The following is a 23,868-nucleotide window of genomic DNA, read 5'->3' on the forward strand; positions in this document are numbered from 1 at the left end:
ACTGTTTTTAATATATGATAGGAAAAATAGGAGCAATCTAATTTTCCTGTTATTTACTTGTTCAAAAAGAAAAACCACCGCGAACTCGATGTGCAATAGCTGTCGAATTCATACGGTGGTTAGTCTTTTGCAGGTTCGCTACCAAGTGCCATACCTATTTGTTGAATTTTGCCTGGATGTCTTCGTCAAAAACGAAGATCGACATTCCAAAATCACGGTCTAAATCTATATCGACGAACAGTTCTTTAAAATTGCATCCCAAAAACTCTTCCATCTCAACAGGTGGATGTTTACGATACATATCCTTTACCATTTCGGTTCTGGCTGACCTTAACGCCTGCTTGCCTTCGGTGGCAGAGGCCATAAATTTCTCTACAGGAGAGAGATTCCCCTCCATTTCACAGATGGCCCAATTTTTACAAAAAGTCGTAGTGATTTTGCTCGGTCCCTTCCCCATATGCTTCTTGCGAAAGGAACGGACAATGTTGCTGAATTCTGCTTCGTATTTATTCAAGGTATCCTCCCCCGCCATCTATAGATGCTTAACATGATAGGTTATTGTACCATACGAATAGGTGGCGGAAAAGAATTAACTGGCTGCTTTTGATTGTTGCGCCTCATTTACCTTGCGCAGCTTCTTGATATCAAGTCGGATGAGCAAGGAAACTACAAGTGCCACTACGAATAATCCGGAAAAGAACGTCAGGCTCGTCGCATAGCTTCCAGTCGTGTCCTTCATCCAAGCCGCGAACATCGGGCCAGCCAATCCGGCAGCTGCCCAGGCAGTCAAAATGTATCCGTGGATGGCGCCAAGCTGTTTCGTGCCAAACACGTCACCAATGAATGCCGGGATTGCCGCAAACCCACCGCCATACATTGTATAAACAATCGCCAGCATGGCCTGGAAAAGAAAGGCTTCTTTTGTATGTGGCAGCAACATGAACAGAAGGATTTGTGATGCAAAGAAAATCGTATAGGTGTTGGGACGTCCGATATAATCTGAGATCGATGCCCAAGCAATGCGCCCAAAGCCGTTGAACAGGCCAAGTACACCAACAAGTGCCGCCGCTTCGGCGGTTGAAAGCCCGATGCTTTCCTGTGACAGTGGCTTCGCTGCAGACAGGATCGCGATTCCGCATGTGATGTTAATAAACAGCATCAGCCACAGATAATAGAAACGGGAAGTTTTGATCGCTTCGTTGGCTGTCAATTGGGACAGGTCTTCCTTGATCTTTGTTTTTCCTGCTTTTACTTTCTCTTTTAACCCTTCAGGCGCCCAGTCAGCAGGCGGCCTTTCCAAATATAAAGAAGATAATGTCATGATAATAAAGTAAGCTGCACCCAAAATATAAAACGTATTAGCCGTTCCGACGGATTTAATCAATGTATCCATGATCGGGCTGGCAATGGCTGCTGCAAAACCGAAGCCCATGATCGCAAGCCCTGTTGCCAGGCCGCGACGGTCAGGGAACCACTTGACCAGTGTTGAGACCGGAGCGATATATCCCACCCCTAAACCAATACCACCTAAAACACCATAAGTAATATACAATAATGGCAATGAACCAAGATTTACAGCCAATCCAGAGCCAATAATCCCGGCCCCGAAAAATCCAGCCGCCAGAAGGCCGGCTTTTCTTGGTCCGTGTTTTTCAACAAAATGGCCAAGGAATGCTGCAGACAACCCCAAAAATAAGATTGCCAGACTGAATGTCAACTGTACTTGCTTTGAAGTCCAGCCGAATTCTTCAATCAAAGGATTCGTAAAGTTGCTCCAGGCATACACTGATCCAATGGAAATGTGAAGCCCTACTGCTGAAGCTGCAATCAGCCAGCGGTTTTTTGTCTTTTTCATACGTTTTCCCCCTCGCTCGGTCAGGGTTCTTTTCCGTATAAAACCAGGTGCTATTCGTATGATGAAATTCGTGTTGTATGTAGTACTCAACCAGGAGTACATGCTATGAATGAACAACCAATGTTTTTTGTAAAGAACCCTGCAGAGCCCTTTTCATCTCTCAATTAAAAAACAAGGAATATCTTTATGTAAAAATATCCTGAGGCCCAATTTCAAAAAATGAAACAGGACCATTACAATTAGAAAACCGCCAACTTCCCTGTATCCAAATTCAAAAAAGGACAGGCAGAGAAAAATTGACGGTTAGTATCAAGCAGGTTTCGCTACTATCGGACCAACAGTAAATCGCTTTCAATCAGAGTAACATTTTAACCGACGACAGGATCGCTATCTCGAATCAAAATGTGACAGATTTTTGAACACAAAAAAATATTACCACTTCAAAAAAACATGTGCAATACCTTTTTAACTTGATTTATCAATTTTTCACTATGTTTATGTTGTTTTTCTTGTGTAAAAGATTAGAATATGATTAGATTCTTATATTCTAAAAAAATTGGGTGAAGACAATGTTGGAAAGTATGAGTGAAAAATATACGATAACGAAATTCGAACATGGATCATTCCAGGATGTAGAAGATGTTATTGTGAATGAATTTCCATTGACAATCTATGTCAATGACATGGAGTTTGCAACCATGGTATGTACTCCTACAGACTTTGAGGAGATGGTCGTGGGCTTTTTAGCGTCTGAAGGTGTGATCCGTTTTTACAGCGATATCCATTCGATAAGCATCGACGAAAGCCGGGGCTATGCCTATGTGATGTTGAAAGCAAATACCACCACAAGCCAGGAATATTACTCGAAGCGCTTTATCGGTTCTTGCTGTGGAAAAAGCCGCCAATTCTATTTTAAAAATGATGCGACAACCGCAAAAACATCGACATCAACTACTACCATCACCGCGTCTCAATGTATTAAACTTATGAATGAGATGCAAAATAGTTCCCATGTTTTCCAGGAAACTGGTGGGGTACACAATGCGGCTCTATGTACTCCGGATGAATTGATTGCTGTCCGTACCGATATCGGCCGCCATAATGCTCTGGATAAATTATATGGATATAGTATTTTACACCGTGTCCCTGTCCGTGATAAAATCATTGTTTTCAGCGGACGGATTTCTTCAGAAGTTTTATTGAAGGCTGCCAAGATCGGTGTCGGAATCGTTCTGTCGAAATCAGCCCCTACTGACCTGGCAATCAAACTGGCCAAGGATTTGAACATTACAGCGGTCGGCTTTATTCGGGGAAAATCTTTCAATGTTTACTCATGTCCGGAAAGGATCGTAGATTGATATTTTGGGAGGAGGGAAAGATCGATGAAAACAGAAGAAACCGTATATGATTATTTTAACCGCCCTCTTCGCGATCTCAGAATTTCGGTTACAGACAAATGTAATTTTCGCTGTACGTATTGTATGCCTGCCGAAATATTCGGCCCTGACTATCCCTTCTTAAGAAGAGAGGAACTGCTGTCATTTGAGGAACTTGAAAGGCTCGCAAAAATATTCACCGCGTCATTGGGTGTTAAAAAAATCCGCATCACTGGCGGAGAGCCTTTAATGCGGACGAATTTGGCTGAGCTGATCAGGAAAATGAACAACATCGACGGCGTTGAAGATATTGCGATGACAACGAACGGGTCACTTTTGCCCAAATATGCAAAAGAACTTAAACAGGCTGGATTAAAGCGGGTTTCAATCAGCCTGGACTCTTTGCAGGATGAAATCTTCGGGAAAATCAACGGCCGGGGCGTATCCGTCCAAACGGTTCTCAATGGAATCGATGCAGCAGCTGAAGCAGGCTTACAAGTGAAAATCAATATGGTTGTCAAACGGGGAATGAACGATTTGGAAGTCATTCCGATGGCGAAGTTCTTCCGTGAAAAGGGCCATATCCTGCGTTTCATAGAATTCATGGATGTAGGCAATACAAACGAGTGGAAGCTTGATGATGTGTATCCGAAAAAGCAAATCATTGCGGACATAAATGAGGTAATGCCACTCGAACCAATTGACCCGAACTACACCGGAGAAGTGGCAAGCCGGTACCGGTATGTTGGTTCCGATGATGAAATCGGAGTGATATCATCTGTCTCAGATGCATTCTGCTCCACTTGCAACCGGGCCCGCCTGTCTGCCAGCGGGATGCTCTACACTTGCCTGTTTGCCTCAAAAGGGCATGATATCAGGTCCCCTCTCCGCTCGGAACTGACAGATGAACAATTGACCCAGCTTCTGAAGGACATCTGGAATGGCCGTAAAGACCGATATTCCGTTGAGCGCAGCAAAGCCAGTTCAACGCGAAAGAAAATAGAGATGAGCCATATTGGCGGATAAAATAGTAAAGAGATCCCCTTGATAAAAGTGTTGTATAGCCACTTTTATCAAGGGGGTTTTTCACGTGGATTCGGACTCTATTATTATATTTATATAATAAAAAGCGGCTATTTCTCGTTTAGCTCCTCCAAAATTGGAAGAAGTTCTTCCAGATGTTTAATTTCGTATGTAGGGACAACTTCATTTTTTTCTTTATTGTGACGGTTGATCCAAACCGATTTGATTCCGGCCCGATTGGCACCAAGAATGTCAGTCATCAGGTTATCCCCGACCATGATGACCTCATCTTTGTCCATCGCCATCACTGTTAATGCATGTTCAAAAATCGAAGGGTCTGGCTTTCCCCTTCCGAAATCACCGGATATGACGATTTGGTCAAAATACGGAATAAGTTCTGATGTGATGTCCAGTTTTGTTTTTTGAAGATCTGGCGAGCCGTTTGTCAACAGCAGGAGTTGATATTTCTCTTTTAACACATCCAGTGTAGCAAAGGTTTCCTCGTAAACAAACGGTGCCTTCCTGCGCTCCTTTGGAAAACGTTCCGCCAGTTCAAAACCAAATGCCAGGTCATCAATGCCCATTGCCTTAAGGCCTGCGGTCCAGGCATCTTTTCGATACCCCGGGACGATGTCCTTCATTTTCTTAAAAGCCTCGTGGTCATCCAAAAAATTGCCCCATAGCCCTTCAAACGGGTTGATGCCTATCATTTGTGTGAAAGGGTATGTCTCATAGGAAGCGTACAGTTTTCTGGCTGCTTCCCGGACCGCTTCTTCAAGTTCGCCAGCGTCTACCCCGTAACGTTCTTCAGCGATTTTACAAGTAGTAACAAAGGCTTCCTTCACACTTTTCTGGTCCCAAAGTAGTGTGTCATCTAAATCAAAAAAGACTGCTTTTATCATTTCGTCCCCCATTTTTTCGTTATTTATTTTAACAGTGTACCATTTCTGAAATTGAAAGAATATATAATCTTCGGTGCCATCAGAATAACAGACAGCATTCCAAACTTGAACAACCAAATGACTGTGGGCTTGCCTGGTTTCATCGGCATAACTTTATCAGTGAGGTTTCCTGGATACCTGGGCATAACTTTATCAGTGAGGTTTCCTGGCATCAAGCGCAAAACATTATCCGGCGGCCTTCGCAGTCCTGGTTGTGCCCCGTGTATCCACAAATTTCAACATGTCCAGCTTAAAAATATGACTAAACCCCTTCAATTAAAAATAATATAAAATAACCGTAACTGCCCAACAAGAGAGGATGATTTTTCATATGACAAAATTGTTCGGCACTGACCCCTCCTTCTACCCTTCTCCCAGCTCTGCCATGGAAGCGCCGCCTGAAACGCTGGCTTATGTCGCCTTGCTGAAGCCTGATGGACTTGGTGTAGTTGATTTAAACCCTGCATCACCCGCCTATGGACGAATCGTTTACAGACTGGACCTGCCCGGTGACGATGACGAGCTTCACCATTTTGGCTGGAATGCCTGCAGCTCGGCATTGTGCCCGACTGCTTTCCATCCGCAATTGGAACGAAGATACCTGATCATACCTGGAATCCGTTCTTCCCGAATCTACATTGCAGATACTAAACCTGATCCCCGCAGGCCGAAAATCATCAGAACAATTGAGCCTGCGGAAATCAAAAAACGGACCGGTTACAGCAGGCCCCACACCGTCCATTGCGGACCTGAAGGGATTTTTATTAGTGCATTGGGAGCCGGGGAAGGCAGCGGAGGCCCGGGCGGTATCTTTCTTCTGGACCATTTCAACTTTAATGTATTGGGCGCCTGGGAAATGGACAGAGGACCGCAGCATTTTTCCTATGATTTTTGGTGGCATATTGCCCATGATGTTACAGTGACAAGTGGATGGGCCACACCGGATTTATTTGAGGACGGCCTGAAGCTTGATGCATTATTGCAGCGTAAATACGGGCACAGCGTTCACTTTTTTGACAGCAGGACACGCAGCCACATACAGGAAATCGACTTTGGCGACCAGCACCAGATGGTTCTTGAACTACGTCCCGCCCATGACCCTAGGAGGACATACGGATTTGCGAGTGTGGTCATCGATGTCACAAACCTTGCTAGCTCCATCTGGGTTTGGTTCAGGGATAATGGGAAATGGGCGGCTCGCAAGGTCATTGAAATTCCGGCTGTGCCAGCCGAGGCCGACCAGCTGCCACCTGCATTGAAGGACGTCGGCGCCGTTCCGCCATTGGTGACAGACATGGTGCTGTCTCTCGATGACCGATTCCTCTATGTTTCCTGCTGGGGAACGGGAGCGCTGATTCAATATGATGTAAGCGATCCCTTTAATCCAGTTCATGTCGATACGGTCCAAATCGGGGGAATCATCAATCCAGTTCCCCACCCGTCTGGAAAACAGATCACCGGCGGCCCGCAGATGGTCGAGCTGAGCCGGGATGGCCGGAGGGCGTATTTTACGAACTCGCTGTATAGGGCTTGGGATGACCAATTTTACACTGACGGCATCAAAGGTGCGATGATAAAAGTGAATATCGGTGCGGAAGGCGGAATGGAAATCGATGCGGACTTCCTTGTTGAATTCGGGGATACAAGGGCACACCAAATCAGGCTTGAAGGCGGAGACTGCTCAACTGATACTTTTTGCTATCCGTGACAGGAGGAGACTGAATGATGGAAGCTTTGCTGTCCCATGAAAGCCAGATGTTCGCCGCTTCACTGCTAGGGGCATTCCACGGCCTGAATCCGGCAATGGGCTGGTTGTTCGCAGTGTTTCTAGCTGTCCATCGGAACGACAGGCGGGTGCTTTTTTACAGCATCTTCCCGATCGCACTCGGTCAAATGCTTGGAGACAGTGTCGTAATTCTCCTTCAGAGCGTGGCAAGATTCCAGTTTCCGCTTCACACCGTCCATTTGGCGATTTCCTGGTTTATCGTCCTATATGGGATATACCGCCTGTTCCGTTATTACCGGCATTTCAGATGGTCGGGCGGCCTAAACGTTGGTTACGGACAGCTGGTGCTCTGGTCGTTCCTCGCCTCTTCGACCCATGGTTCCGGACTGCTGTTCGCACCGTTCATCCTGCATGCTTCGAATTACGTTGAGCTTGTGCCCTTATGGGTCGTGCACGAGCTGGCCATGCTGGCATCGATGACCATCATAGCCCTAGTTGTCTATCATTTTGGGATAGCCAAATTCAAGAAGTTTATTGTCAATTTTGAACTCGTCTGGGCGGTTCTCTTGATTACGGTTGGAGTAATTTTGCTGCTGTTGAACGGTGATATGGGCCATGGCCATATGCATTGAATGCAATTGATGAATTTCTTACTGTAAAGTGCCCTTTAGTCATAATGGACAAAAATGACCGAAACCCATTTATGCAGAGTGCATTAGAACCCATCTATTGGACAAAAGGATCGAGACCCATGTATGCAAATTGCATTACAACCACTCTATTTGACAAAATGGCTGAATGCCATCTCTGCAAAGTCGATTAGAACGCTTCTATTCGACTAAAATGAAGGTTTTCTTTGAATATAGGGAGATTAGAGCGCTTCTATTCGACCATAAGGAAAATATCCTTTGCATAAAAGTAGATTAATCCCTTATATTTGACCATAATGAAGATATCCTTTGCATGAAAGTAGATTAGATTCCTTCTATTCGACCACAATGAAGATATCCTTTGCATGAAAGTAGATTAGGTCCCTTCTATTCTCCCATAAGGAAGATATCCTTTGCATGAAAGTAGATTAGGTCCCTTCTATTCTCCCATAAGGAAGATATCCTTTGCATGAAAGTAGATTAGATTCCTTCTATTCGATCAAAATGAAGATTTCCTTACTGTAACGTCCATTAGAACCTATCTATTGGAAAAAAAGAAGAATTCCTTCACGTAAAGTCCGTTAGAACCTCGCAGTATGAAGCAATTGCACTGAAACAAACTCCTAAAAATCAAAAAAGTGCTGGCCTTCACATGGAAGCCAGCACTTTTTTGATTGGAGATCCTGCGCTCTATACGCCCCTTTTGTTTCCCCACACGTAAGTATGAAGCTGAGGCAGCACTTTCACATTTTTCAATTCGGAATCGCCCATTGTTTTGTCTATCAGCCACTCGTATTTAGCGAGAAGGCGAGAAAAAAGTTTTATATTATCTGTGGTGTGGATATCATCGTTCCCAACTTGAAGATAAAAAGGGACTTCAGGATATCTCTTATGAACTTGTTTTGCATACTCATAGTCTTTGTTATCAAATACGACGATCTTTAAGCTGAAATTTTTACGTGCATGTACACTGCCCTGCAACCGGTCGATGATTGAGTCGAGAACTGCAAAATCGGTCACCATTCCTGAACTTGGAGGCTTGGGTGATAAGGTGAGCTCATCAATTTTATAAAACCAGTCCTGCCATTTGCTTCCTTGTGTCTCAAGGCAGGTTTTGATCCCATTCTCTTGCAGCAGGTCAATCAATTCATTTAAGTTTTTTAACAGGGCCGGATTGCCGCCGGAAATGGTGACATACGAGAATCCATCTCCACCAAGGGTTTTCAGCTCATCCCATATGGCTTCAGCTTCCATCTGCCTGATGAGATGTTTGCCTGTTCCATCCCAGGTGAAGGAAGAATCGCACCATACACATGAATAATCGCAGCCGGCTGTCCGGACAAACATCGTCTTCTGGCCAACAACCATCCCCTCACCCTGGATTGTCGGCCCGAAAATTTCCAATACGGGAAACTTACTCACTTTCCATCCACTCCCGTCTCGCTTCAGCATAGCTTGTCGGCGTTTCAAACAGCCGGACAAATTCGACACGTGCCCCAAAATAATGTTCCTGCCTGGCCTCGAGAGCCGCAGCCATTTTTTCATAGATCCACACAACCATGTTTTCCGCGGTCGTATTCATTGGAGGCAGTGTTTCATTCAAGTATTTATGGTCAAGATGAATTTCGATTTCGGTCTTCCAGATCTCTTTAATATCACCAAAATCGATCAATAAGCCCCTGTCATCCACAAATCCGCTTATACCGAAAATCACTTTGTACGTGTGGCCATGTAGATTCTTGCATTTTCCTTCATAAGCATGAAGATGGTGGGCAGAGTCAAACGTGAATTCTTTGCTGACAAGCACCCGTCTGTGATGGTATTTCAGCTGGTCACGGCTGATATCTTCATCTATCTTTTGCAGTTTATCAACGATCCGAAAGCCATACAATGTCAAACCGCTCCTTTCGAATCGCTTCATATTCCTCAAGACCTTTTTGGCGCAGCCTGCAAGCAGGGCATTCTCCGCAGCCATCCGAAATAACGCCGTTGTAGCAGGTAAGGGTTTTTTCGCGGACAAAATTAAATGCGCCGAGATCATCAGCAAGTTCCCATGTTTCTGCTTTGTTCAGCCACATCAAGGGTGTGTGGATGACAAACTGGCTGTCCATCGAAAGGTTCAAAGTGACATTAAGCGACTTGATGAACACATCACGGCAATCCGGGTAGCCACTGAAGTCTGTTTCACATACGCCGGCCACGATATGTTTTGCGCCAATCTGGCTTGCAAGTACGCCTGCGAATGACATAAATAATAAATTCCGGCCAGGTACAAACGTCGATGGAAGTTCTCCATTTTCCCCGTCCTTTACCTCAATGTCATCCCGTGTCAAGGCATTAGGCGCGAGCTGGTTAAGGAGACTCATATCAAGAATATGGTGCCTGATGCTCAACTCCTCCGTAATCTGCCTCGCACATTCAATTTCCGCTTTATGCCTCTGGCCGTAATTGAAGGTAACAGCCTCGACCTTGCCAAACTGCTTCATTGCCCAGAATAAACAGGTCGTACTATCCTGTCCGCCGCTGAATACCACTAATGCTTTATCTTTTTCCATTCTGTCATTCTCCTTTAATACGAAAAACAGTGCTACTAAAGAAAGCAGCACTGTTTTCCCTAGTTTTTTTCAGAGGGTAGCTAGAACCTCTTCCAACAAATTTGGATGTATTAATATCAACTTATTCTACCATAATATTTTTATTCGTGTAATTTTTTTAAAATTCGAAAAAAATGGACAGGATCAACCAGATCCTGCCATCAATCTTTACTCAAATGATAGTTGATAGGCTTTTACAATGATCCCATCGTTTGCCGGCTCGAAGTCAAATTGTGGGACGCGCAGGAAGCCGATCCGTTCATATAAACTCATCGCACTTTCCATAAAATCTCCGGTGTGCAGCCCAATGCCCCGATACCCTTTTGCTTTCGTTCTCCGGATGCATTCATTGATCAAGGCCGTCGCCACCCCGGCGTCACTTTTGGCAGGAAACACTGCTACACTGCCAACAATTTTCCCGTCCAATTCCGCTACAACCAGTTCCACTCCATCATGTGTATCCGCGTCTGATGAAATGGCTTGTTTTAGAGCCTTCCAGTGGTCTTCTGGAATAACTGCCGAATGTTCCATATAAGAGTTGATTCTCAGCTCCCGAATGTAAGCCAGTTCATCCTCGACAGCATCACGTATAATCATTGCCCCACTCACCCGAGACACTGGTTTGTTTCGATGGATCAGGAATTTTTCGTCTTTGCCGCTTAAAGCTTCGCGATGATGTTTAAAATGAAGCCCTGAAAGGTCGGGACCTTTCGGAAATATATTTTTACTTTTATGGTCATCACTCGCTATGTGGTTTGACAGATGGTAATGCACTTTGATCGCATGAAAATCGGTCGTATCACCAAAGCCAGGGGTTTGATATAAATCTCTCAAATAACCCCATAAATTCGGAAAATCAACAATCCGGTTTCGGTTGGCCTTGAATGCAGAATAATAGGCAACATCGAATCGAACCAACGTGGCATAAAGCCGGACGTCTGAATCTGTGATAAAATCTCCAAACAAGAAACGCTTTGTTGCAAGCCGTTCCTCTAATTCATCAAGTCTTGCAAATAGCGTGTCATATGCCTGTTCATAGGCTTCCTGTGACTGGGCAAAGCCGCATTTGTACACACCATTGTTCACATCATGGAAAATTTCCTCATTTAGGGCATCGATTTCCTCTCGTAAATGCTCCGGATACAAATCGGGAGCGCCATCTTTGTGAAACGGAGCCCATACCGTTTCGAAAAAGTTTGTGAGTTTATAATAGTCATTGTTTACTACCTTGTTCTCCATAATGTCTACCATAACCGGTACAGTTGGGCGCCCGCTGTAATCAGGGTCTGTTTTCTTGTAGATTTCACTCATGTATTTAATTCTCAATACCGGGTCGACACCATCCTCATCCAAAGAAAATTCCCAATCCACATGCGGCAGATTCGGACGCATTGGGCTGGCTGTCCCGAGACTGATTACGCCCTCCAAACCGAGGATGCTCCGGACAATGACAGAGCGATGAGCCCATGGGCAGACAGCCGACCATAACAGGCGGTATCGTCCAGCTTCAACAGGAAGATCATCAGGTTTTTCGCCAAATGGCGTTGTAAATCTATTGGTCTGTCGATTAAACGACCCATCTGCTTTGATTTCATTTGCAGCATTTGAAGATGTCATCGGTCCCTCTCCTACTCAATTCTATCTGAATTTTATAATAATTTTACACCAAGAGGGATATGATTTCCAATTATGGGTACTGCGTTATTTATTCAGCTTTAACCAGGATCTCTGCTTCCAGCTGACAACCACGTATCCTGTAAGTGCGGCGGCAATCAGCCCGATGGATCCATTCCAGATAAGACAGTCCTGAACATAGTTGCTGTACATTGCTCCAGTTATTCCTAATAACCCCAAATAAAATGAGTGTTTTTTCTTATTCTCATACATTGTGAAATACAAATCCCTTTGCTGCTGGATGTCTTTATGTTCCATAATCCGTTTGGGAGCATCTAGCAAGTCCGCTATCGAATGGACAATCTGAAATACAGGCTGGCTATTGATCCATTTCATGACCAGTTTCCATTTATTCAGGGGGCTATTGTTTAACCATTCCTTGAATTCATCTTTCGCGATCGCCATCATGTCTGCATTTGGACAAATCGTATTTAGCATACCTTCTATCGTCACGAACGACCGGCCAAGGAAAATAAACCGGGTAGGCACCTGGATTGGCAGAGACCTTACGATGTCATTCATTTCTTTTTGAACAGCAAACAGATCCATCTCTTTTAAATGATCCAAATTAATGGACAATGCATCCTTTAAGTGATGTTCAATGCTTTTTGGGTTCACATCCGGCAGCAGGAATCCTAAATCCTGCAGTATGGATGCTGCGTTGGAATAATCTTTTACGATCAGCGCTTCAACCAGATTCTGAAAATTAGAGGCGTCTTTTTTCGAAATTTCCCCCACCATTCCAAAATCCAGTAGAACCAATGTACCATCCGATTTGACCAGTACATTTCCCGTATGCGGATCAGCATGAAAAAATCCTGGTTCCAGCCATTGAGGAAGAAAAACCCGGAAAAGAAACCTGGACAATTCTTTTCTGTCTACATGATGCTGATCTAAAAATTCAGTGTCGGTAACTCTTGCAGCGGAAATCCATTCCATCACCAAAATCTGTGAGGTGCAGAGTCCAGGGTATGTTTGGGGAATGGCCAATCTTTTAAAAGAGGAGAAACGCTGCCGAAACCGGTTCATTGTATCCATTTCCTTCTTAAAATCCAATTCTCTTTCGATTACAAGCTTCAGCTCTTTGAACAGCATATCGAAGTTGATAAATCCTTTTGGAACTGGTGCAAAATGCTTGGCAAACCAAATGACAATCTCCAGGGCCCTGAAATCTGTGTGGATGATAGACTTGATTGTAGGGCGTTGCACTTTAACCGCTGCCTCAGTGCCATCCAATAACCTGGCCCTGTACACCTCGCCAATAGACGCAGAAGCAATTGGCACTTTTTCGATAGAAAGCAAAGTGTCTTCAATTGGCCCATCCCACTCCTGCTCCAGCACCTGTTTGATGTCGTTCCATGGAGAAGGAGGAACCTGGTCAACAAGATCCTGTATTTGTTTGATAAAACCATTTGGAAGCAGATCCGCACGGATGCTCAGCAATTGGCCGACCTTGATCAATAGTCCCTCCAATTCGAATAAAGTCTCCCGAAAATCCCTGCCAATCATTTCCCATAGCCGGTCCCATTCTCTGTCTGGCTTCTTTCGAATTTTGAACCAATAGGCTTTGCTAAATATAGATAATGCGAGGCTGATTATCTTCCACATTCTGTACCATCTTTTCTCTTTCTTCATGACCATTTCCCCCTTTCACATTTCCTTCATTATTCCGCGAATAAGTACTGTGCCATCATGTCAAGAAGCATGTTCATCATCCTCGGATACTCAGGCCCAACTTCTTTTTTCTGGAAGGATAATAACACCAGACTTTTGAATAGTGCTGCAACAGTCTTTGTATCATAATCTTGAAGATGGCCTTCCATTTTCCATCTATTTAAATACTCTATGATTTCCTGGTCATCCTTTTGGGTATGCTGCATGATTTTTTCCTCTGGCAAGGAACGAAACAAGTAGTTCAGGTCCTCGCTTTGGAATTTCCCCATCAAAGGGGTTTCGTCCATAAAGGCCAACGCATCCTGCATTCTCTTTTTAAAAGTCTCCCGAGCAGACATCCCCGTCACAATTAATTCCCGAAAGAAAAGATCCCTGACTTCCTTCTCGACCGACTCAAAAATTTCAAGGAAAAGCTCCTCCTTGGATGAATAGAAAAGATAAAACGAACCCTTTGATATACCTGCCGCCCTTGTTAAATCCTCAACACTCGTTTTTCTAACACCAAATACGGATAACAAGTCCCTGCCCTGTTCAATTAATGACTGCCTGATTCTTTCCCTTTCCTCGTCCGTAAAAGCTCTTGGCATATTGTTCACTCTTTCTAATCTATTTGACTATATTTTTTATTTAGTCATAGAGTAACAGTAAAACCATTGGAATGTCAATCATTTCCTTTCTAGCCAATATTTTCTCCCAAATGTTTAGGCAGGATAAACAGCATATCTAAGATTGAAGAAAATAAACAATATAATAGCAGTGCAACCACATGGGGTCACACTGCTTCTTCAATGTGTTTTTCATTTTTTTCAGATCGTTTCTACAACGTTAAAAGCATCCTTTAACGCAGCGGCTGCCTGATCAATTGCTTTATTGCCCTGCTCCAGGACACCCGGCATCCAGAAAAATCCGTGGATCATGCTATCATAACGGGTAGCTTCCACAGCAACCCCTGCTTCTTTAAGACGTTCTGCATAGGCTTCACCTTCATCCCGCAGCGGATCGAATCCGGCAGTAATCACCAGTGCCGGGGGCAGCCCGCTTAAATCTTCACCCAAAAGTGGCGATGCGTATGGGTTTTTGCCGTCCTGTTCGTCACGCAGATATTGATCCCAGAACCAGGCCATTGCATTTTTTGTCAGGAAATACCCTTCTGCATTTTCCTCATATGATACCGTACCAAAATTGTGGCTGGTGACTGGATAGATCAGCATTTGATATGCAATTGCCGGGCCGCCTTTGTCCCGGGCCATCAATGCGGTGACTGCCGCAAGGTTTCCGCCCGCGCTGTCACCGCCAACAGCCACACGTGCAGCATCCACTTCAATGGATGAAGCATTGTCCTCTACCCACTTGACTGCGGCATACGCGTCATCGGCCGCTGCAGGGAATTTGTGCTCTGGCGCCAGACGATAATCTACAGATACGACAACACAGCGGGCCCGATTTGCCAAGAGGGTGCAAATCACCTCAACCGTATCCAGGTCGCCAATGACCCAGCCTCCTCCATGATAATAAACCAATGCCGGAAACGGACCTTCCCCAACCGGTGTATAAATCCGGACAGGTATGTCCCCGCCAGGCCCGGGTACCATCCTGTTTTCTATTTTCCCCACTTCTGCAGGCTCCCCTGCCAGAGCTCTAAAATCTGCTACCTGACGGGCTTCTTCAGGCGTGAGTGTTTCAAATGCCGGAGCGCCGGCGGCCTCCATTTGTTCCAACAAAAACTTTACCTGGGGATCAAGATTTGCCATGACATTCCCTCCACTATAGGATTTGTATTTTGGAAGGCTACACCTATGTGGCATAAGGTTTTACCTTCAATGAACCCGTTTTCAATTTAAGGCCTTGGAAGAAGACACAACTGTAAATCCGTCGTAGTTCCTTGCCGCTATATCATCACAAATTTGACGGTATAAACCGACACCTCCGGCAAACGCGAGGAATCCTTTTGGCTTGCCTTCAATATTCGCACCCATATACCATGAATCTGTTTTTGTAAGAAGCGACATATCAGCGATTACCAAGCATTGCTGGCTCCAAGCCTCCTCAGCTGGCTCAGTCGCTTCAATCGCTTCCAGGTGATTTTCACGGAGGAAATTGATGCAGTCGGATATCCAGTCGACATGCTGCTCAATCGAAACGATCATGTTGCTCAACACTGACGGACTCTGTGGTCCGGTAATCATGAACAGATTTGGAAAACCTGCTGTTGCAATCCCAAGATATGTCTTCAAATTGGCTCCGCCAGCCCATTTATCCTTGAGCGTGACGCCGTCTTTCCCGCGAATATCAATTTTGAACAAAGGGCCTGTCATTGCGTCAAAACCTGTCGCAAACACAACTGCATCCAGCTCATATTCCCCTCCGGCCGTGCGCAGGCCGTCCGGGGTAATTTCTTCGATCGGTGCGGATTTTATGTCAACAAGGGCAACATTATCGCGATTAAAGGTTTCAAAATAATTCGAATCGATGATTGGCCGTTTTGTTCCGTAATAGTACGTTGGCATCAACTTTTTTGCCACCTCGGGATCCCTGACTATCCCGCTAATCTTTGAACGGATAAATTCTGCTACTGTTTCATTGGCTTCTGCATTTAGTGCAAGATCGCTATACGTATAAAGCATGGTAAACAGGCCGCCTTGCTCCCAGGCATCCTCGAACACTTTCTGGCGAACTTCCGGTGTATCCTCCAGTGCGGAGCGGTCCTGCGGGAAGCTGGGGACACCATGCATGGATGCACACATATGCTGCTTAATTTCACTGTAGTTTTCTCTTACTTGCTGAATGAACTCAAGATCGTACGTGTGGTTTTTCGCAGGGGCGCTATACTGAGGTGTCCGCTGGAAGACGGTGAGGTGTCCTGCTTCTTCTGCAATCACCGGGATGGCCTGTGCGCCGCTTGAGCCTGTTCCAAGCACTCCGACTTTCTTGCCCGTAAAGTCCACTTTCTCGTGCGGCCATTTTCCTGTATGGAAAATCTCACCTTTAAAGCGTTCTATTCCTTTATAATGCGGTATGTTGGCAGCTGAAAGGCAGCCTATTGCTGTGATAAAGAACTTCGCCGTGACACTCTTGCCATCATGGGTTTGAATTTTCCAATCATGTGATGTTTCATCATAATGGGCAGATGTAATGCGGGTCTTGAACTGAATATCCCTCCGCAAGTCTAGCCTGTCGGTGACATAATTGATGTAATCTAGGATTTCAGGCTGCTCGGCGTAACGGGAAGACCATGTCCAATCATTTAAAAGATCATCCGAAAACGTATAGTTATAGTAAATACTTTCAATGTCACAGCGCGCTCCAGGATATCTGTTCCAATACCAGGTGCCCCCGACATCTTGGGCAGCCTCATAGACACGGACCGTATAACCTGCCTCCCGCAGCCGGTGCAGCATGTACAGGCCTGAAAAACCTGCTCCAGCGATAACAGCATCAAACTCTTCAACCTGTTGACTGTCGAACACTTTTTCATTCCCCCTTGATAAAAATACATTTTGCAACGGAGTAAATATGTAAGCGTTTACAATATAATTCGGCCTTTAAATTAAATCTCCTTCTTCGGTTCTGAATTTATGAAATTAATATTGTGGTTTAAGGGTGTGTTTGTGAAATATTGGTGGGCAACGTAATCCGTTTTACAAATGATTTTATGAAAAAACTCGCTTGAAAAAAATCAGCGAGTTTTTCTCTGTCATGCAAACATTGTCAATAATGCAAGCTATGGCGAAAAAGGAAAAATGAAATCGAACATTAGTAGTAAAGACCAGATTAAAAGTAAGAATGTAATTGTCAAACCAACAAACTTGGTTATTCCCTTAAAGTTCAGCTTTTGTAACCAATAAGATAGAATATAAAATAATATCACAATATATGGAAGGTTATTGCTGCCAGATAAAATTACCTGTATCATCATTCCAATTATTATTAATCCTGCGATTAAGTTAAACAACTGTATGTTTTTGCTCATTTTCCTAATTCCCCACATAAAATCATATTTTAGTGTAATTTTACATTATATGAAGTTAAAGGTAAATACAAAAACGGTAGTATTCCGTAAAAATGCATTTTTCTCTATCAAACTGTCTGGAATTAAATGATACAAAGCCTCCGGGAAATGGCGGAATAATCTTTAAGAAAAGCAAAATTTTAATTTAACAAGCAAATATTCTCCAACTAGCAACTTAGTGTACTTCTGCTGTTGTATGATTGCTCCCATTTTACCAACAAATTAACTTAGCATATCCTTCAATTTGATTTGCTAATAATTCTCTAATCCTAAATGTTTTGCTTCATTAACGAACCTGTCCGCTAGCATATAAGAAAAGGAGGTGCCGTAGCATCTCCCTGTTCTCAACTAACGCAACTATTAGTTTATTAGCTGAAAAAACCTCATAATTTGCACAGGCAGCATCATCTAAACCTTTTTCATAACTTTTTCGATTATTTTTCCAGCAGTTCTTCCAGCCTTTTTTGTTATTTGCTTCTTCACTTGCTTTTTAATTTCCTTCTTTATCATACTCTTTAATCCCATCTTTTTCCCTCTTCCTCTTATGAGTCTGTTGAGCTCGGCTACTTCTATTTCGACATTAAGTTACTTCTGCACTATTTGAATAAGGTTGCCGCATGTATCGTCGAATACAGCTATTGTGACTTCCCCCATTTTTGTCGGCTCCATAGTAAACTTCACGCCGTTTTCCAATAATCGTTTGTACTCTTTATAAATATCTGCAACGCCAAACATTGTTGCTGGGATGCCATCGGCAAAAATCTTCTTCTGATACTCTTTGGCGGCCGGATGGTCATTCGGTTCGAGCAAAAGCTCGGTACCGTCTTGATCATCGGGAGAAACAAGCGTTATCCACCTAAATTCTCCGACGGGAACATCCTCCTTTTTTACAAACCCCAGCTTTTCTGAATAAAACTCCAGTGCCTTGTCTTGATCTTGTACGAATATACTGGTAACAACGATTTTCATATGTTTATTCCTCCTGTGATTTTCAGAGACGTATGGTGCTCTGCTAAAGCAAAAAAACCACACATTCGCGAGAAGTCCTGTTCCGATTTTGTCACTTGTTTTTAAATAAAATTATTCTAGCCATGCTTTCATCAAGTTTTTAAGTGGTTCGTTGTTGAATATAAGTACTCGATATTTTCCCTTTCGTTTTGATTTCACGAGCCCTGCATCATCCAATGCAGAAAGATGTTTAGCTATCGCCTGTCGCGAAATGTTAAGGTCGTGCTTCGTAATTAGACGTACCGTAAGTTCATACAACGTCATCTCGTTGCGTTCGGATAGTTCGTCTAATATCAGCCGCCGAGTAGAGTCGCTTAGTGCTTTAAATACAGCGTCTTTGTCCAACATACATCAAGTATAAGCAACCGTATGGTTGCTTGTCAAACTCACAGTATGCATGAATCTTTCTCCAACATCTTAAGTTCACTTTTATGTTTTTACTAATAATGAACCCCGCACAAATTCATTTCTAATATCGATCTATCTCAAACCTCTTTTCACAATTCGATTATTTATTTCTTCATCTATAGTCTTTGATCACTAACAATTTATCATCTTTAACTTTAAATAACGAACATCCGGTTGTTAACTCAATACACCCTGAGTAGCTGCATGGCTTTTTAGATTCAGGTTTCGTTCTCCTCGCTCCAAAATCTTCCCAAAACCCTGACGATAGCGCCTTCCTTATCGGAAAGATGCTATTCTTTTTCACCTACATTAATTTAATGCGTCATCATTTTATGGGCAATATCATGTCCATCCATTTCTGATGGGTAGTAGGCTGGGCCAATTGATGACTTCATCCAGTAATGCTTCACGGTCGTCACCCCAATACAGGTGATAGTGACTAGCTTCATTCGGATAAATGCAGTGAACTGGTAACTAACATCTTAAACTTTTGCAAATGGAAATTTCTAACTAAAAAACGACAAATAATTGTTGTCATTAAAAGTATGTCTTAACATATGATTAATTTTTAACTATAATAAATTAGTATCTTCGGGGCAGGATCAAGATCCGAACCGGAGGAAGGCTTTGTATGATTTAAGGAGTTGATAAGATATGACATGGACTGTTGTTATTTCGGTTATGATTGGCTTTTTTGTTAAATTTTTCCTGAGTCCTCCGAGTGCGGTTGTAGATTGGTACTTAAGTAAATTTGCACTTCATCCAAAACTTAATTCAAAAGATGTTAGTATAACAATTAACGGAAAGCACTTAGAAGAGGAAGAGAAAATTAAATTTATTGACTATTTTAATGAGGCTGCATTTTTAGAAGAATATTGGATATTTCCAGGCAATGAGGAATTATTTCTACATCCAGATACCAATGTTTCTCCATTTGTCATCGACGTAAAAAGAGGCAAAAAACAAGTAAATTTCTTGGTTTATAGTTACGATGACCACGTTGATGTAGTCAAGCAGTACAAGAACAAAGTAGTTTCTTATAGTCTGAGGTCTAATTACCTACAAAAGTTTACTATATCAACTAATACTAAAAGCAGTGCGGTTTAGATTGCGAAATCCACTGCTTTTTTACCCGTACTCCAAAACAGAACGGCATATTAGTCTACCTGCCCTATTTTCATTTATCACCCATTTGATGTACAATAGCTCACAAATTATTTACGAATTCTTTGCTAATATTTCAAAATATTTATTTGCTTCGTTAAAGGATGAATTTATTTTTATTGCTGCTGGAATTATGTTTATAAAAGCATAAATACCGAATGCAAAAACGATTAACACCAATATAGAGGTCTTAATTTTCATTTTTTTCTTAGCAAGATATGTAATGACGAAAACTAAAATTAAATAAACAGTGTATATGATTAATGTAATTATCTGTATATTTAGTTCCTGAACATTATTCATATATTTTGCTAGATAATCTTTGTTATTTTCATTCTCAAAAATAATAAATGTTTCGTCCTTATAACCAATTTCCCACTTCGATGAAGGATCTTGTATAGTAACTTTATAACGGTAACCAGCAGCTTGTTCCTCAAACACATTCTCTGTGGCTGCTTTTGTACTCGCCGTTATTATTATTAGCATGGAAAGTAATAAAATAGCTAGTATTTTCCCTTTCAAACAATCTCCTCCCAGAATCAATGCAATTACTATCTAATTCCATTTTTAAGCATATGTGAAACCTTAAATAAGCCCTGATGATTTCAATATTCGATGATTCACCCTTAGAAAACACGTGGTTTGTTCAGCTAACCTGTCCTGTTACCTTATTAATAAAAAATAAAGACATAAATTTACTAAGGAAGGAACCCCGTTAAATAAAAAAAGGGCAGTGGGAATCTACCTTGCCCACCACCCTTTCCTTAACCTTTCTGTCCAACAACCAATCCGGAAGAAAAACACCGTCCTCCATCTTTTATAATGATCTCAGCCAGGCCCTGGTGGTTTCGGATTCTTAATATTAAGAAACGGATTAATTTCAAAATTGTTCATTAAAGTTACCCCCTGTTCCAAGGGGACTCACGTTTTTTAGGGCAAATTTATTCGCTATCCCCTTTATACTTCTGCCCTGAATGAATAAACATTTTTTTCATTGGCAGGAGCTGCTTTGTGCAATTTTTACTGTAAATTCTCTTTTTCATTGTTAAAATCCTTCTTTTACTACTCTCGATTGGTTGAATCACACTTTAAGAAAAATTAAACTGCCCGTGAACAATCCTTGTGCATATACTGCCGTATCAACTACTAAGGGTGTATCAGATTGAGAAATATAAGGGAGATCCAACCAATGATTGGCCAGGCGTGGACTGGAAAGCATGTTATTTTGCTTCATTGCAGCAACAATAATAAAACGATCAATCTATATAAAAGCTACCACGCACCGATTGAGCCAGTACGTCCCAATTGTGCAGAGACCTTATCCCAGCTGCTAAGCATCGGTTACAGTATTGTTGCCATAACAGCAATCCCGCCCAATCAAATTCAATATTTTTTGGTGCTTTAATCATTTGACGATTACATTCATGTTTTTATTTAGTAGAAAAGAGGATCATAAGGTTGAAGATAAAATTATCGATTTTATCAAAACTTGTTTGGAAGATTCTTAATACAAAGAGTTAAGGTATGCACAGTATTTTCCATCGGGCATGAGCACTGGGATAATCACCAAAATAATTCCTGAGTTTTGGTCATAAAATTATTATGTTAACTAATTGGATTAATTTGATGGCCTATATTATTGCTCGACTGATTATAATACTTTATTATTTTTATAACTTTCTAAATTTAAGGAGACGACACATGGAATCATTCGTTAACCAGCCAACTGGTATCTTCCCCTCTGTCTGCTCGCTTGACTGCCCTGATCAATGTGGCTTGCTAGTTCATAAACAAGATGGGAAAATCGTGAAAATACAGGGTGATCCGAATCATCCTGTGACAAAGGGAAGTATCTGCAATAAAGTGCGTAACATGACAGAACGGATTTATGACGATAAGCGCCTGAAGTATCCACTGAAACGGACCGGCGCAAAAGGAGAAGGGAAATTTGAGCGAATCAGCTGGGGCGAGGCAATCGATACGATTGCTTCCCACTGGAAAAAACTAGTCAATACATATGGTCCTGAAAGCATCCTCCCCTACAGTTTTTATGGCAACATGGGGAATTTGAGCGCGGAAGGCATGGACCGCCGTTTTTTTAATCGATTGGGAGCCTCCCAGCTCGACCGATCGATTTGTTCCGCAGCCGGATCAGTTGGTTATAAATATACGATGGGCGGCAGCTTTGGCATCGACCCTGAGGACACCATTCATTCCAAATTAATCATTTTCTGGGGTATTAATGCGGTGAGTACGAACATGCATCAAGTGGTACTTGCCCAAAAAGCACGGAAAAATGGGGCGAAAATCGTTGTTATCGATGTGCACAAGAACCAGACAGGCCGGCTGGCAGATTGGTTCATTCCGATTAATCCCGGTTCGGACAGTGCCCTCGCACTTGGAATCATGAATATTTTATTTGCCGAAAATATGGCCGACCTGGACTTCCTAAAACAATACGCAGTCGGCCATGAAGAATTGCGGGAACATGTTGTCCAATATGATCCCGTCACCGTTTCGAGCATAACAGGTGTTCCTGTCGTTGATATATACAAACTGGCACGTATGTACGGCAAGACATCGCCGGCATTCATCCGCATCGGGAACGGCCCCCAGCACCATGATAACGGCGGCATGTGCATCCGGACAATTGCCTGCCTCCCTGCCCTGACCGGACAATGGCTCGTGAAAGGCGGAGGTGCGCTTAAAGGAAACGGAGGTTATCTGAGCCATAATGCAGCCAATTTACAGCGCCCAGATCTTCTGCACAACAAAAACACACGAGTCATCAATATGAACCAGCTTGGTCAGGCGCTTCTTGATGCAGAACCACCAGTGAAGTCATTATTTGTGTATGGCACGAACCCGGCGGTCGTTGCCCCGGAAGGCAATAAAGTAAGAACAGGGCTGGCAAGGGACGACCTGTTTACTGTCGTGCATGAACTTTTTTTAACGGAGACAGCAGCTTACGCCGACCTGGTACTACCTGCAACAAGTTCGTTTGAAAATACGGATTTTTACACTTCATACTGGCACCATTATATCCAGCTGCAGCAGCCAGTAGTTGAGCGTTATGGAGAGGCAAAATCGAATGTGGAAGTGTACCAGTTGCTTTCGAAAGAGATGCGCTTTGAGGACCAGCCCCTGTTCGAGACAGAAAAAGAAATGATTGACCAGGCACTCAACAACCCAGCAAATCCGTACCTGCAAGGGATTGATTATAAAGCCCTGGCTGCCCGGCAGTTTATAAAAGCAGACGTAAAACCGTTGCTCTCCGGGAGACTTTCAACGCCAAGCGGAAAAATCGAACTTTATTCGGAAAAGATGAAACAGGACGGGTATCCCCCGCTCCCAACCTATACTCCGCTTGTTGATGATGGGGACTTCCCGTTTCTGTTTGTTGCAGGACCAAACCATAATTTCCTGAATACTACTTTTTCTAATAACGAAAAGCATATTTCTCTTGAAAAAGAACCACTTTTGCATATGAACAGCAAAGATGCGTCTGCGCTGGGTATTGAGGATGGAGATAAAATACGGATATGGAACAACCGAGGAGAATGTGTGCTAAAAGCCTCCGTCGGGGAAAACGTTCTTACGGGAGCAGTCGTGACACAAGGGCTATGGGCCGACCTCCCCGGCACGAAACAGCTGGTAAATTCGCTTACACCGGATCGCGTGGCAGATATGGGCAATGGTGCGACTTTCTTTTCTGGACGCGTGTGTGTAGAAAAACTGTAGCGACATCGAAGAATCAGAGGATTAT

The 23,868-nt window shown here is 43.1% G+C and carries 21 protein-coding genes, 1 pseudogene and 1 riboswitch; of the genes and pseudogenes, 7 read left to right on the top strand and 15 right to left on the bottom strand.

Translation table 11 applies throughout. The annotated features are described in order from the left end of the window. Positions 1-154 precede the first annotated feature (154 nt). Positions 155-514 carry a DUF2294 domain-containing protein gene (locus CVD19_RS05070; RefSeq protein ID WP_101580790.1) on the bottom strand — a complete coding sequence of 120 codons (360 nt, stop codon included), beginning with the start codon at positions 512-514 and terminating at the stop codon, positions 155-157. A 75-nt stretch (positions 515-589) separates the two neighbouring features. After that, on the bottom strand, positions 590-1,855 hold the full coding sequence (locus CVD19_RS05075; RefSeq protein ID WP_101580791.1) for an L-lactate MFS transporter: 1,266 nt from the start codon (positions 1,853-1,855) through the stop codon (positions 590-592). 569 nt (positions 1,856-2,424) lie between these two features. Here CVD19_RS05075 and fdhD point away from each other — a divergent pair. Continuing rightward, positions 2,425-3,213, top strand: a complete 789-nt coding sequence (gene fdhD, locus CVD19_RS05080) for a formate dehydrogenase accessory sulfurtransferase FdhD (RefSeq protein ID WP_101580792.1) — start codon at positions 2,425-2,427, stop codon at positions 3,211-3,213. 24 nt (positions 3,214-3,237) lie between these two features. Continuing rightward, entirely contained in the window at positions 3,238-4,257 is a 1,020-nt protein-coding gene (gene moaA, locus CVD19_RS05085) for a GTP 3',8-cyclase MoaA (protein WP_101580793.1), read from the top strand. A gap of 107 nt (positions 4,258-4,364) precedes the next feature. Here moaA and CVD19_RS05090 read toward each other — a convergent pair whose 3' ends face one another. Next, positions 4,365-5,156: an HAD family hydrolase gene (locus tag CVD19_RS05090; RefSeq protein ID WP_101580794.1), complete on the bottom strand. Its 792-nt coding sequence runs from the start codon at positions 5,154-5,156 to the stop codon at positions 4,365-4,367. A 370-nt stretch (positions 5,157-5,526) separates the two neighbouring features. Here CVD19_RS05090 and CVD19_RS05100 point away from each other — a divergent pair, with 370 nt between their 5' ends. Together CVD19_RS05100 and CVD19_RS05105 are read left to right on the top strand one after the other, a co-directional pair. Next, positions 5,527-6,903 carry a selenium-binding protein SBP56-related protein gene (locus CVD19_RS05100; protein ID WP_101580796.1) on the top strand — a complete coding sequence of 459 codons (1,377 nt, stop codon included), beginning with the start codon at positions 5,527-5,529 and terminating at the stop codon, positions 6,901-6,903. Positions 6,904-6,917: 14 nt separating this feature from the next. Beyond that, a complete protein-coding gene (locus CVD19_RS05105) occupies positions 6,918-7,553 on the top strand; it encodes a hypothetical protein (RefSeq protein ID WP_101580797.1) in 636 nt (211 codons plus the stop codon). A 708-nt stretch (positions 7,554-8,261) separates the two neighbouring features. Here the strand turns inward: CVD19_RS05105 and queE are convergent. From queE to CVD19_RS05165, 11 genes and pseudogenes are all read right to left on the bottom strand, one after another. Next, the gene (gene queE, locus CVD19_RS05110; protein ID WP_101580798.1) at positions 8,262-8,993 is read right to left on the bottom strand and encodes a 7-carboxy-7-deazaguanine synthase QueE; all 732 of its coding nucleotides are present in this window, start codon (positions 8,991-8,993) and stop codon (positions 8,262-8,264) included. Further along, the gene (queD, locus tag CVD19_RS05115) at positions 8,986-9,462 is read right to left on the bottom strand and encodes a 6-carboxytetrahydropterin synthase QueD (RefSeq protein WP_142383504.1); all 477 of its coding nucleotides are present in this window, start codon (positions 9,460-9,462) and stop codon (positions 8,986-8,988) included. The genes queE and queD overlap by 8 nt, the downstream gene beginning before the upstream one ends. After that, entirely contained in the window at positions 9,440-10,126 is a 687-nt protein-coding gene (gene queC / locus CVD19_RS05120; protein WP_101580800.1) for a 7-cyano-7-deazaguanine synthase QueC, read from the bottom strand. Before queC ends, queD begins: the two co-directional genes overlap by 23 nt. 53 nt (positions 10,127-10,179) lie before the next feature. Further along, a riboswitch (PreQ1 riboswitch) is annotated at positions 10,180-10,222 on the bottom strand. A gap of 111 nt (positions 10,223-10,333) precedes the next feature. Continuing rightward, on the bottom strand, positions 10,334-11,782 hold the full coding sequence (locus CVD19_RS05125; protein WP_101580801.1) for a GNAT family N-acetyltransferase: 1,449 nt from the start codon (positions 11,780-11,782) through the stop codon (positions 10,334-10,336). Between the two features lie 84 nt (positions 11,783-11,866). Continuing rightward, positions 11,867-13,474, bottom strand: a complete 1,608-nt coding sequence (locus tag CVD19_RS05130; RefSeq protein WP_101580802.1) for an ABC1 kinase family protein — start codon at positions 13,472-13,474, stop codon at positions 11,867-11,869. 29 nt (positions 13,475-13,503) lie between these two features. After that, positions 13,504-14,100, bottom strand: coding sequence for a TetR/AcrR family transcriptional regulator (locus CVD19_RS05135; protein ID WP_101580803.1), 597 nt, complete (start codon positions 14,098-14,100; stop codon positions 13,504-13,506). Between the two features lie 219 nt (positions 14,101-14,319). After that, complete coding sequence (locus CVD19_RS05140) at positions 14,320-15,264, bottom strand: alpha/beta hydrolase (protein ID WP_101580804.1); 945 nt, start codon at positions 15,262-15,264, stop codon at positions 14,320-14,322. 81 nt (positions 15,265-15,345) lie between these two features. Beyond that, positions 15,346-16,980 (bottom strand): flavin-containing monooxygenase, encoded by a 1,635-nt coding sequence (locus CVD19_RS05145; protein ID WP_257985031.1) that lies wholly within the window; start codon positions 16,978-16,980, stop codon positions 15,346-15,348. Positions 16,981-18,107: 1,127 nt separating this feature from the next. Beyond that, positions 18,108-18,491, bottom strand: coding sequence for a VOC family protein (locus tag CVD19_RS05155; protein WP_101580806.1), 384 nt, complete (start codon positions 18,489-18,491; stop codon positions 18,108-18,110). Between the two features lie 111 nt (positions 18,492-18,602). Next, positions 18,603-18,878 (bottom strand): ArsR/SmtB family transcription factor, encoded by a 276-nt coding sequence (locus CVD19_RS05160; protein WP_101580807.1) that lies wholly within the window; start codon positions 18,876-18,878, stop codon positions 18,603-18,605. 374 nt (positions 18,879-19,252) lie between these two features. Beyond that, a pseudogene (locus CVD19_RS05165) lies at positions 19,253-19,403 on the bottom strand (ZinT/AdcA family metal-binding protein); the annotation flags it as partial. 189 nt (positions 19,404-19,592) lie between these two features. Here CVD19_RS05165 and CVD19_RS05170 point away from each other — a divergent pair. Beyond that, complete coding sequence (locus CVD19_RS05170; RefSeq protein ID WP_101580808.1) at positions 19,593-20,045, top strand: YfmQ family protein; 453 nt, start codon at positions 19,593-19,595, stop codon at positions 20,043-20,045. Positions 20,046-20,156: 111 nt separating this feature from the next. Here the strand turns inward: CVD19_RS05170 and CVD19_RS05175 are convergent, their stop codons facing one another. Then, a complete protein-coding gene (locus CVD19_RS05175; RefSeq protein WP_101580809.1) occupies positions 20,157-20,624 on the bottom strand; it encodes a hypothetical protein in 468 nt (155 codons plus the stop codon). Positions 20,625-21,291: 667 nt separating this feature from the next. Here CVD19_RS05175 and CVD19_RS05180 point away from each other — a divergent pair. Beyond that, positions 21,292-21,507: a hypothetical protein gene (locus CVD19_RS05180; protein ID WP_101580810.1), complete on the top strand. Its 216-nt coding sequence runs from the start codon at positions 21,292-21,294 to the stop codon at positions 21,505-21,507. Between the two features lie 296 nt (positions 21,508-21,803). Continuing rightward, positions 21,804-23,843 carry a molybdopterin oxidoreductase family protein gene (locus CVD19_RS05185; protein ID WP_101580811.1) on the top strand — a complete coding sequence of 680 codons (2,040 nt, stop codon included), beginning with the start codon at positions 21,804-21,806 and terminating at the stop codon, positions 23,841-23,843. The last annotated feature ends 25 nt before the right edge of the window (positions 23,844-23,868 follow it).

This window comes from Bacillus sp. T33-2 (genome assembly GCF_002860205.1).
In the GTDB taxonomy this organism is placed as follows: domain Bacteria; phylum Bacillota; class Bacilli; order Bacillales; family Cytobacillaceae; genus T33-2.